This window comes from Halobiforma nitratireducens JCM 10879, from assembly GCF_000337895.1.
GTDB classification, from domain to species: domain Archaea; phylum Halobacteriota; class Halobacteria; order Halobacteriales; family Natrialbaceae; genus Natronobacterium; species Natronobacterium nitratireducens.
The window spans coordinates 1-10,677 of record NZ_AOMA01000058.1; the positions used below are offsets into that span (position 1 = coordinate 1).

A 10,677-nucleotide genomic window follows, 5' to 3' on the forward strand; every position below is an offset into this window, starting at 1 on the left:
GTGCATGGGTCACTTCGGGGTAGGTACCAGAGGTGACCCTGTTTCCACAGGAGTCAGTTACGACTCTAGACGAGTTTGGGACACGACCGATCGGCTGCAGTTCATCGTCAACGACGTGATCGACCACAGCGCCCAGGTCGGCTTCCTCGAGCCCGACGACGAAGAGCAACGCCTCGAGACCCTCGCGGAGTACGATATCGACGAGCTTCCGATCGAGGAGAGTTTCGACCGTCTGACCGATCTCATCGCCGATCACTTCGGCGTCGCGGTCTCGTTCGTCGGCCTGATCGAGGAAGACGAGGAGAACTTCCTCGCCTGTACCGGCGCGGATTGGGATTCGCTGACCCGGGAGGATACGATGTGTACCCACAGCATGCTCCAGGAGGACGTGATGGTCGTCGAGAACATCGCCGAGGACAAGCGGTTCAGCGAGAACGAACAGCTCGAGAACCTCGGGATCGTCTCCTACGCCGGGGCGAACATGACCGCGCCGAACGGCCAGGTGATCGGCCAGGTCTGCGTGCTCGATCACGAACCACGGAGCTACTCCCCCAAGGAGCGAGAGACCCTCGAGCAGTATGCCGACACCGCGATGGAAATCCTCGAGCTTCGACAGGCGGTACTCGAGAGTCGTGAGGGAGGAGACGCGGCAACGGAGGTGGACCGATGAGCGTCCACTCCAAGGCCTTCTCCGTTGATCCGCTGTTTACAGCGGAGATCGATGACGGTACGTCGATCCTGTTGACTGGCGATGACACCGAAGCTCTGAAGACCGTCTTCGCTCGCCTGGTCGCAGCCGAAGCGGACGAGCGGAGTATCGTCCTCGCGACGAACAGCGGCGGCCGGGCCATGCAGCGCCTGCTCGACGACGCAAAGCGGGATGCGGGCTCCCGGTCTTCGATCCTGGCCTGTGAGGGACCCGCCCGGGGGGACGACCTCAAGACCGTCGACGACATCGGCGATCTCACGACGCTCGGCATGGAGTTCTCCACACTCCTCGCGTCGGCCCAGCAGACAACCGATCGGTTCCGTGCCGGTATCTTCCTGTGTTCGACGATCTGTGGCGAAGTCGAAGACGTTCGGTCCGTCTACCGGTTTCTCAACACGAACTTCCTCACCGAACTCCGGCGTGGGAACGGCATCGGCGTCTGTGCCCTCGACAGGAGTGCCGACCTCGAGACCGACGTCGACAGCCTGATCTCGGGGATGGAGACCACCTTCACCGGACGGATCGAGGTCGAACGGACCGGCCGCGGAGAAGTGACCCTGACGACGAGCGGTCTCGGAATCGACGGGCCGGTCGACGTCTCGTTGTAGTCGTCGGGAGACGCCTCCGCCGTCTCGGGTCCGCGAAGAAACGTTGAACTGCCAGGCCCTCCAGAGCGATAGTAGATAGCATGTACGCCGTCGTCGGCTGCAGCGAGTGTTCGCATCTCTGGCTCCTCGAGGGTCGCTCCGAGACGACTCAGTGTCCCAGATGTGGCTCGCGCCGGGCCTACGAGAAGCGCAAGAAATTCGTCGAGACCGAGGATGCGAACCACGCTCGCGACGTGCGGGCCTCGATGCTGGCGAACCGCCAGGGGGAGGGCGAACGGTTCGCGGAACTGGATTCGTTCGACGCGCTCGAAGACGAGGTCGGTGACGGCGTCGTCGACGACGACGAATACCTCGCGGAGTCAGGTCTCGATGTCGACGCGGTCGAGGCGGCCGGCGACCGCGATCCGCGGGGGCCGACCCGCAGTGGCAGCAAAAAAGAGATCGTCGAACGGGCCCTCGAGGAACTCGAGCGACCGACCGAGGACGAGGTCGTCGCCTATGCCGGCGACCGTGGGGTCTCCGCAACGTACGTACGGGACGCTCTCGAGAAGTTGACGCGACGAGGTGTCGTCAGCGAGAGCCGTGGCCGGTACCGGAAGCTGTAGCGTAGTGTCCTCGCGGTTGTGGGCGTCCTCGCGGCTGTATCCTGATGTGTGGAATTCGCCGTAGAACGTCAGCACTTTGCCGTCACGGACGAAACGATCGGTAATGGCAGAGACGGTCGACGTACAGGAGTTGACGATCGGCGTCGGGACGGTGATCGCGATTGCACTACTGGCCTACGGGACCGTCGTCGCCGACACCATCCTGGGAGTCGACGCGACGACGCTCGCGATCGGCGCGTTCGCCCTTACGTTCCTCTCGGTCGGAGCTCTCCACGGCGCGTACGGACGACGGGACTTCGCGCTCGCACACCTGGCTGCGGGCGTCGGCCTCGGGCTCGTTGCGATCGCTGCGAGCCTGCTCCAGTTGCTCGGCGGTTACGCCCTGTTGCTGGTCGGTGGCGGCTACGTGGCCGTCGCGACCGTTCGTGCTCGAGAGAAGTAGCCGGCGGCCGTCGTGGTTCCGGCTTCGATACTCGGCCTGGCGTCTCGAGTCTCGTTTCCCGTTGCCGGCGAACGCGTCAGTACTCCGGTCGCTGGGCCTGAATCACGTCTGCGAGATGCATGTGTTCGTCGGCGAGCAGTTCGCTGAGGTCGTCGTACGTGATGATCCCGACCAGTTCGTTGCTGTCGTTACAGACCGGGAGCCGACGGACGCCGTGCTCGCTCATCATCTCGGTTGCCTGGTAGAACCCCGCATCGTGGTCGACGGTAGCCGGGTCGTCGGACATGACATCGCGTGCGGTTGCTTCGGACGGGTCCATCCCGTTACCGAGGACGCGGGTCGCGAGGTCCCGATCGGTGACGATGCCGATCGGCTCGTCGCCGTCCGTGACGACGATGCTGCCGACGTGTGACTCTTCCATGTGCGTGGCGAGTTCCTCGACGGAGTCGTCTTCCTGTGCCGTTACAACGTCGCTTCGAGCGAGGTTTTCGATAGGCATGATCCGGCCCTTCCTCCCACTGACACGGGCATAAATCCACACCGTACATCGAACGGAGCTTGTCTGTCAGGAGACTTGAGACGAGAGCCGGGGACCGGCGAGCCGCCGATTTACTCACCCGTGGCGTCGACCGATTCCGCGAAGCGCGTCCCCACGGGTCGCGTAGCCGATTCCGATCGCATCACAGTCGAGACACTCCCACCGGTAGTCACCATCGAAGCCACGGATACCGACGACGCCGTCGCAGTCGGGACAGCGCTTGCGCCGACGCCGCTCTCGTACTCGCTCGAGCATGTCGCGGACGGTTCGATTGTCGGTCATTACGCTCTCGCTGTGAGTCTCGTGGTATATGTTTTCCCGTTCGGAACCACGACGACGCCACGAGACCGACAGGACGAACGGCTCCGCTACTACCGACCGAGGTCCTCGTGTGCGCTCGCGAGGTGTCGCGAGGACAGTGCCGCCAGCAAGGAGAGTTCGCCCGCCAGCGCACCCACGGCGATGATCTCCGCCAGGGCGTCGGCGTTCGACCCTGCCGGATCGCCGCCGCCGCGCAGACCCAGGACCTCGAGCGCTTCGGCCTGGGTGGGCAGTTTCGTCCCGCCACCGACGGTGCCGACCTCGAGGGAGGCAAGCGAGACGGAGGCATAGAGGTCCGTCGTCCCGTCCTCGTTCGTCCTGGCGTCCATCGTGGTGATCGCGTTGGCTCCCTCGACGACCTGGGCTTCGTCCTGGCCGGTTGCGAGGAAGGCCGCGGCGACGACGTTCGCGGCGTGGGCGTTGAAGCCGAGACTGCCGGCCTTGGCGCTGCCGGTCAGGTTCTTTCGGGTGTTGGCCTCGGCGATGGCCTCGGGCGTGGTGTGGAGTCGATCCTGGACGATCTCGCCGGGGATGAGGACGTCCGCGGTCACGGAGCGGCCCCGGCCCTCGACGGCGTTGATCGCGGCTGGCTTCTTGTCCGAACAGAGGTTGCCCGACAGTGCCACCAGCGAAGCCGGCGTCTCCGCCTCGACGATCTCGCAGGCCTCGCCGGTCGCGATGGTAGCCATGTTCATCCCCATCGCGTCTTTGGTGTCGTAGGCAAAGCGCAGGTAGACGGAGTCGCCGACGACGTAGGGTTCGACGTCTAACAGTTCGCCGTGGCTCGTCGTCGACTCGGCGGCCTCGCGCAGCCGACCGACGTTGTCGCCGACCCACTCGACGACCTCGGAGGCCTCGGCGACGCCGTCGACCCGGAACACCGGCGCACGCGTCATGCCGTTTTTCGTGACGCGAGCGGTCGCGCCGCCGACCGATCGGATCGTCGACAGCCCACGGTTGACCGACGCCAACAACGCCCCCTCCGTCGTCGCAAGGGGGAGATAGTAGTCGCCGGCGGCCGCGCTTCCGTCGACGGGAACGGGACCGGCGACGCCCATCGGTACCTGGGCCGCGCCGATCATGTTCTCGATGTTGGGGTCCGCCCGCTCGGCGTCGAAGGTGTAGTCGGCGACGGCCTCGAGGTCGACGCCGGTTTCGCGTTCGACGAGCAACCGCCGGGCCGTGGCGGCCGTCTCGTGGTCGGCCTCGTCCTCGAGTTCGTGGAGCCGGAGGTCGCCGTCCGCGACGCGGTCCGCGAGTTCGGCGGGATCGGTCGTGGTCATGTGTCGGTGGAGACGGGCGGCCGTCCTAAGGATTGCTGATTCCGTCGGGTCCGGCCCGTCACCGAAGGTCGTCGTCCGGGCTCGAGTCGGACCGGTAGCCCGCGAGGAACTCGGAGGCGATCAGCCCCAGCACTGCGAGCCCGCCGATCCCCAGGATGACCAGGTTCTGGAGCGTTTCGGCGTCCTCGAGTGGGGCGGCCCCAACGCCAGTGAGCAACACGTCGCTGGCGAAAAGCACCGCGAAGGCCGCGATCGCGACGGCGGCGAAGCGAACGCGTGCGCGGGGCGATATCTCCTCGCCATCGTCGGGCGTCGTCGCCGCGAGGTACAACTGCGGCAGGACGACCGCGATGCCGACGACCACGAGGAACGCGGGAAGCGGGTGCTCTCCCAGCGACACCTCGAGGGCGCTGTCGATCGCGGTCAGAACGCCGATAGCGATCACGAGGAGGACGAACGAGGCGGCGATGACACGGTTTTCGCGGGAAACCATACGAACACCCTCGAAGGGAAATGTATTATATTCTGCTGGTTCCGAGTATCGGACCCCCAGGCGTCTCTCGTCTGCCGACAGCACCGGACCGGATGGCCGATCAGTACCGTTTTTGCCCCTCGAGCGAACCTGTGTGAACGATGACCGAGGCCGCCGATCGACTGTTCACGAACGCGGAGGTGCACACGCTGACGGAACCCGACGAGGTCCACGAGGCCGTCGCCGTCCGCGACGGCGAGATCGTCCGCGTCGGGACGACCTACGAGGTCGAGTTCCTCGAGGGCGTCGAGACCGACGTGATCGACTGTGAGGGCCGGGTGCTCCTGCCGGGCTTTATCGACGCTCACACCCACGTCGAGAATCTCGGCCGGTATCTGGTCCACGCGGATCTCACGGACGCCGACAGCGCCGAGGACTGCCTGGAGCTGCTCTCCGAGCGCGCTGTGGAGACCGACGACGAGTGGATTCAGGGCTTTGGCTACGACGAGAGCGAGTGGGACGGCGACCGCGACCTGCTCACTCGGACGGACCTCGACCGGGTCAGCGAGGACCGACCCGTCGTCGCGTTGCGGATCGACATGCACGCCGCGTCGCTGAACTCCGTCGCCCTCGAGCGGTTCGACGACGACCTCCCGGCGGGCGACGTTCGTCGCGGTCCCGACGGCGAGCCGACCGGCGTCGTCGTCGAGGACGCCGCCGAGGTCGTTCGAAAGGGGATCGCCCCGGGGTACGAGGAGACCCGCGAGCTGGTCACCGCGGGCCTCGAGTACGCCGTCGAACGCGGCGTCACGGGCGTCCACGACATGGTCCGCAACTCGGCGGCCCCGCGCGTCTACCGCGACCTCGAGGCTGCCGGCGACCTGCCGACCAGGGTACGGCTCAACTACTGGGCCGACCACCTCGAGGCCGTCTCGGAGGTCGGCCTGGCGACGAACGCGGGTAGCGACCGCGTGCAAACGGGCGCGATCAAGACCTACACCGACGGCAGCATCGGCGCTCGAACGGCGAAGCTGTTCGAGCCGTACGTCGGGGATGGCGAGAGCGGGGAGGACGGCGAGGGGACCGAGACATCCGAGACATCCGAGANNTCAGAGATGTGTATAAGAGACAGGGCGAGTGGGTCGTCGACCCCGACGAACTCGGCGACATCGTCGACCGGGCGGACGACGAGGGATTCCAGATCACGGCCCACGCGATCGGTGACGACGCGATCGAGGAGACGATCACGGCACTCGAGGGGACGAGCGATCCCGCGGGCTCGCGCCACCGGATCGAACACGTCGAGCTCGCGACCGACGAACAGATAGCGCGTCTGGCGGAAGCCGGAATCGTCGCCTCCATGCAGCCGAATTTCCACCGCTGGGCCGCTGCGGGAGGGCTCTACGACCAGCGGCTTGGCGACGACCGGCGGCGGCGGACGAACCGACTCCGGCGTCTCGTCGATGCGGGGGTTCCACTGGCTTTCGGTTCGGACTGCATGCCGCTCGATCCCCTGCTGGGAGTCCATCACGCGGTCACGGCACCGACGGCGGCCCAGCGGCTCACCGTGACCGAGGCACTGCGGGCTTACACCCACGGCGCGGCCTACGCCGGCTTCGACGAGGATCGGCTGGGAACGATCGAGGTCGGCAAGCGCGCGGATCTGGTCGTCCTCGAGGCGTCACCGTGGGAGCGGGAGCGGGAGCAGGAAGCCGACCGAATCGACGAGATCGACGTGACGAAGACAGTCGTCGACGGCGAGATCGTTTTCGATCGGGACGATCGCTGAGAGGGTGGCTGTCGAGGACGGAACGCGTTCTCGACGGGACCGCGCTCACAGCCCCGGTGTCCAGGGACCGACACTATTATCGCCTTCTCCTTCGAGGCACCCACCGATGTTCGAACTCCTGTTCGTCGGTATCGGCGGCGCTGTGATCGTGGCCGGCCTCGCGAAACTCCGGCCCGCGTACCACGTCTACCAGGGTGAGACCGACGACATCGTCTCGGCCGAGCGAGTGGACGGCCCCGTCGAACTCGAGGGAACGGCCGAGCCGATCGACGGCGTGCTGTCGGCACCGCTTTCGAGAACCGACTGTCTCGCCTACGAGTACGAGGTCGAGGAGTACCAGTCCAGCGGCGACAACTCCTCGTGGAACACCGTCGACGACGGCGCTGGCGCGGTTCCGTTCCGTCTCGAGGATACGACCGCGAGCGTCCGCGTCGATCCGGCAGGTGCCGAACTCGCGCTCTCGACGGAAGAGACGGTCCACGTCGGCGGCGGCGATCCCGAGCCCGAACCGATCACGGAATTTCTCGCGACCGAATCCGACCTCGAGTCCGAGAACACGTCGCTGGATCTCAAAGTCGTCGAGATCGCCACAGGTAACGATCGGAAGTACCACGAGCGCCGGCTCGAGCCCGGCGAGGAGGCGTACGTCTTCGGCCAGTCGCGCTACGATGTCGACGCCCGCGAGACGATGCGGGACATCAGCGCGGTGATCGAGGACGGGCCCGACGCGCCGACGTTCGTCGTGGCGGACGCCTCCCAGCACGTGGCTGCCCGCCGACTGGCGAAAGGACCCCTGCTGTGGATCGCCGCTGGCATCCTGGCGGTGACGGTCGGGCTGGTCTTTGCACTCTAGGCAGCCGCCGTTCGTCACTCTCTTACTCTCTCTCGAGCGTGAGAGCACCACCGTCGCTTTTCTCTCTGGCCGTCGAGCACGCAGCCATGAACGTCGGACTCGTACTCACGGCCGGCGACGCCGAACAGGTCGAGCGAGGGGTTCGTGCCGAAGAACTCGGCTACGACAGCCTCTGGCTCGGCGAGCTCTGGGGCGAAAGCGCCGTCGTCCAGCTGGCCGAGCTGGCGACCCGTACCGACGAGATCGCCCTCGGTAGCGCCATCCTCAACGTCTACTCGCGGTCGCCCGCCGTCCTCGCGATGACTGCCGCGTCGCTTGAGCGCGCATCTGGGGGTCGGTTCACTCTCGGTATCGGGACGAGCACGCCGAAAGCGATCGAGGACCTCCACGGTGGATCGTTCGACCGGCCGGTACGTCGCGCCCACGAGACCATCGAGATCGTTCGCCGATTTCTCGCCACCGACGGCGACCCCGTCGACTACGACGGGGTGTTGCTCTCGGTTGCGGACTTCCCTGCCCTCGAGGACAGTGCCGAGCCGACGCCGATCTATCACGCCGGGCTCGGGCCGGCGAACCGGCGGGTCGTCGGGAGACTCTGCGACGGGTGGATCCCACACAACATCCCGTTCTCGGAACTCGAGTCGGCCTTCGAGGAAGTCGCCGGTGCGGCTCGGGAACGGGACCGTGACCCGGAGTCGATCACCGTCGCGCCGTACGTTCCAGCAGCTGTCAACGAAGACCGCGACCGGGCGCGCCGGACGATCCGCCGACACGTCGCCTACTACGTCGGCAGCGGCGAAGGGTACCGGAACGCGGTCGCGATGGCCTACCCCGAACGGGCCGATCGGATCGCCGACGCCTGGCGGTCGGGCGACCGGGACGAGGCCGCCGAGACCGTCAGCGACGAGATGGTCGACGATCTGGGTATCGCTGCCACGCCGGACGACGCACGCCAGCGGCTCCGGTCGCTCGTCGACGGGACCGGCATCGACGAGCCGCTGATCGTCCTCCCGGAACCGGCCGCGACGGAGACGCTCGAGGCGACGATGACGGCGTTCGCGCCGGACGGGTGAGGACTGAGGGGACTGAGGGTACGGCTACGAAGAATCAGCCGGACCGACCGATCTCGCCCTGCGAGAGCCAGCCTATGGTTTTTCCGCCGGGGCGTGTCAATCTCTAGGTGGTTTCTATGGCGACGAGCTACAACGACTTCGTCGGCGAGGTACAGCACCGAGTCGAAGCGGGGACCCAGGCCGAAGCCGTCAGGACGATCCGCGCCGTCCTCCAGACGCTCGGCGAACGCGTCGGGGAGGGTGGCGCGACGGACATCGCGGGCCCGCTGCCGATGGAGATCGATCGCTACCTGCTGGCGGCCGATCACGGCCACACGTTCGGCTTCGACGAGTTCGTCGACCGCGTGCAGGCGAAACTGAACTACGACGACCTGGACCTCGAGGCCGCCTACGGTACGCCTGGGGACGTCGACCCCGCGGAGGCAGTCTACCGAAGCCAGGCGGTGATCGAACTCGTCAGCCAGCTGGTCCCCGGCGGCGACCTCGCGAACGTCGAGAACCAACTGCCCGCGGAGTTCGACGACCTCTTCGAGTTCGTCGACGCGGAAACCAAACCCTGGGACACCAGAGAGTAACGGCTCGCCGGGCCACTCGGCTCGGTCGCGAATCGTCCATCTCGCGTCCGTTGATCAGGGACAACAGGGTCTCGAGAGAGCGATCGACTGAGGGGTCGACTGAGCGATCGAGGGACCGAGCGATCGAGCGGGGTCGAGCAAGGCCGACCCCCCGACGGAGTTCGCCAGCGACTCGCCCCGGAACGCGCTGCCAGCAGAGCCCCGACGAACAGTCAGTCGTCTGCCGGCGTGTGTCGCTCCTCGGCCTCGAGCAACGGCGTCCCGTCGGCGTTCGGGCCGAGTTGCGGACCGAAGGGTGGATCGCCGGGATCGATCACTCGTCGTTTCTCGTAGTCCGTCGACCGTTCGACCGGTGTCCGGCCGATCGAGGTGATCATCTCGACGTAGTCGGCGAACGAGCGGTACTCGCCGTAGTCGCCGCCCGCGCGTTTAGTGATCTCCTCGGAGAGGATCGTCCCCATGAAGTCGTCCGCGCCGCAGTTGAGCATCTTCAGCCCCTGTTCGTCACCGTATTTCACCCACGAGGACTGGACGTGATCGACGTTGTCGAGGAACAGCCGTGAGACGGCGATCATCAGTTCGTCCTCGTCGTCGCTTGCACCCCCGGCAACGACGTCGTGTTCGTACAGCGGCGTGTTCTGGTGAACGAACGAGAGGGGAACGAACTCCGTGATCGCACCGTCGACCCGTTCTTGGAGATCGCGGACCCGTTTCAGGTGCAACGCGCGATGGGCCTCGTTTTCCACGTGACCGTACATGATCGTCGCCGTCAGGCCGAGACCGACGTTTGCGGCTCCTTCCATCGCCTCGAGCCAGTCGTCGGTTCGAATCTTGCCGGGGCAGATCACGTCACGGACTTCGTCGACGAGAATCTCGGCAGCAGTCCCCGGAACAGTGTCCAGACCGGCGTCCTTCAGTCGGCCGTAGACCTCCTCGTAGGACCAGTCGGTCCCGCGGCGGGCGTGGTAAGCCTCCTCGGGCGTCATCGAGTGGACGTGGACGCTGTCGACGCTCATTGCCGCAATCTGGTCGACGTAGGTGCCGGGGCTGGTCTCGTAGACCTCAGGGGGGGTGTAGTTGACCGCTTTCGGATCGGGGTGGGCCTCGAGGACCTCGCGGTGTTCCCCGTCGAGGGCAAAGGCCGGGTGGAGGCCGGACACCGAACAGACCTCGTAAATCCCCCGTTCGACGGCGTCGGTCACGATCTCTCGAGACTCCGCTGGCGTCTTCGTGAACCCCTCGGTCTCGACCTCCGCGTCGCGCTCGAAGGTGTGGGCGGTGTCCTTGAAGTTACAGAAGAGACAGCCGACGTTACACGCAGTAGTGACGTTGTTGTTGAGGTTCGCGGTGAACGTCACCTCCTCTCCGACGACCTCGGCCCGGCGTCGATCCGCGGCCTCGAGGACGCG

Annotated in this window: 12 protein-coding genes and 1 pseudogene; 8 read left to right on the forward strand and 5 right to left on the reverse strand. The window is 66.2% G+C overall.

All coding sequences use genetic code 11. The features are described 5' to 3' along the window. From C446_RS04190 to C446_RS04205, 4 genes are all read left to right on the forward strand, one after another. Nucleotides 1-670 (forward strand): GAF domain-containing protein (locus C446_RS04190; RefSeq protein ID WP_049920021.1); only part of this gene is annotated, 670 nt, incomplete at its 5' end. Then, the gene (locus tag C446_RS04195; RefSeq protein ID WP_006671820.1) at nucleotides 667-1,317 is read left to right on the forward strand and encodes a DUF7504 family protein; all 651 of its coding nucleotides are present in this window, start codon (nucleotides 667-669) and stop codon (nucleotides 1,315-1,317) included. The genes C446_RS04190 and C446_RS04195, both read left to right, overlap by 4 nt. A gap of 80 nt (nucleotides 1,318-1,397) precedes the next feature. Then, entirely contained in the window at nucleotides 1,398-1,922 is a 525-nt protein-coding gene (locus C446_RS04200; RefSeq protein WP_006671821.1) for a DUF5817 domain-containing protein, read from the forward strand. A 103-nt stretch (nucleotides 1,923-2,025) separates the two neighbouring features. Then, nucleotides 2,026-2,364 carry a hypothetical protein gene (locus tag C446_RS04205; protein WP_006671822.1) on the forward strand — a complete coding sequence of 113 codons (339 nt, stop codon included), beginning with the start codon at nucleotides 2,026-2,028 and terminating at the stop codon, nucleotides 2,362-2,364. A 76-nt stretch (nucleotides 2,365-2,440) separates the two neighbouring features. On the opposite strand, the gene C446_RS04210 is transcribed toward C446_RS04205, so the two are convergent. From C446_RS04210 to C446_RS04225, 4 genes are all read right to left on the reverse strand, one after another. Further along, complete coding sequence (locus tag C446_RS04210) at nucleotides 2,441-2,863, reverse strand: CBS domain-containing protein (RefSeq protein ID WP_006671823.1); 423 nt, start codon at nucleotides 2,861-2,863, stop codon at nucleotides 2,441-2,443. Between the two features lie 114 nt (nucleotides 2,864-2,977). Next, nucleotides 2,978-3,184: a hypothetical protein gene (locus tag C446_RS04215; protein ID WP_006671824.1), complete on the reverse strand. Its 207-nt coding sequence runs from the start codon at nucleotides 3,182-3,184 to the stop codon at nucleotides 2,978-2,980. 89 nt (nucleotides 3,185-3,273) lie between these two features. Further along, on the reverse strand, nucleotides 3,274-4,506 hold the full coding sequence (hmgA, locus tag C446_RS04220) for a hydroxymethylglutaryl-CoA reductase (NADPH) (RefSeq protein ID WP_006671825.1): 1,233 nt from the start codon (nucleotides 4,504-4,506) through the stop codon (nucleotides 3,274-3,276). A gap of 58 nt (nucleotides 4,507-4,564) precedes the next feature. Next, nucleotides 4,565-4,999 carry a hypothetical protein gene (locus tag C446_RS04225; protein ID WP_006671826.1) on the reverse strand — a complete coding sequence of 145 codons (435 nt, stop codon included), beginning with the start codon at nucleotides 4,997-4,999 and terminating at the stop codon, nucleotides 4,565-4,567. A gap of 140 nt (nucleotides 5,000-5,139) precedes the next feature. On the opposite strand from C446_RS04225, the pseudogene C446_RS04230 reads away from it, so the two are divergent. The 4 genes and pseudogenes from C446_RS04230 (at nucleotide 5,140) to C446_RS04245 (ending at nucleotide 9,268) form a co-directional block, all read left to right on the forward strand. Further along, nucleotides 5,140-6,767 (forward strand): annotated as a pseudogene (locus tag C446_RS04230) (amidohydrolase). A 106-nt stretch (nucleotides 6,768-6,873) separates the two neighbouring features. Beyond that, complete coding sequence (locus C446_RS04235) at nucleotides 6,874-7,620, forward strand: GIDE domain-containing protein (protein WP_006671827.1); 747 nt, start codon at nucleotides 6,874-6,876, stop codon at nucleotides 7,618-7,620. An 86-nt stretch (nucleotides 7,621-7,706) separates the two neighbouring features. Further along, nucleotides 7,707-8,693, forward strand: a complete 987-nt coding sequence (locus C446_RS04240; protein ID WP_006671828.1) for an LLM class flavin-dependent oxidoreductase — start codon at nucleotides 7,707-7,709, stop codon at nucleotides 8,691-8,693. A gap of 116 nt (nucleotides 8,694-8,809) precedes the next feature. Further along, nucleotides 8,810-9,268 carry a DUF2267 domain-containing protein gene (locus tag C446_RS04245; RefSeq protein ID WP_006671829.1) on the forward strand — a complete coding sequence of 153 codons (459 nt, stop codon included), beginning with the start codon at nucleotides 8,810-8,812 and terminating at the stop codon, nucleotides 9,266-9,268. Between the two features lie 212 nt (nucleotides 9,269-9,480). Here C446_RS04245 and cofH read toward each other — a convergent pair. Beyond that, nucleotides 9,481-10,677, reverse strand: a 1,197-nt coding sequence (gene cofH, locus C446_RS04250) for a 7,8-didemethyl-8-hydroxy-5-deazariboflavin synthase subunit CofH (protein WP_006671830.1), incomplete at its 5' end; no start/stop codon positions are given.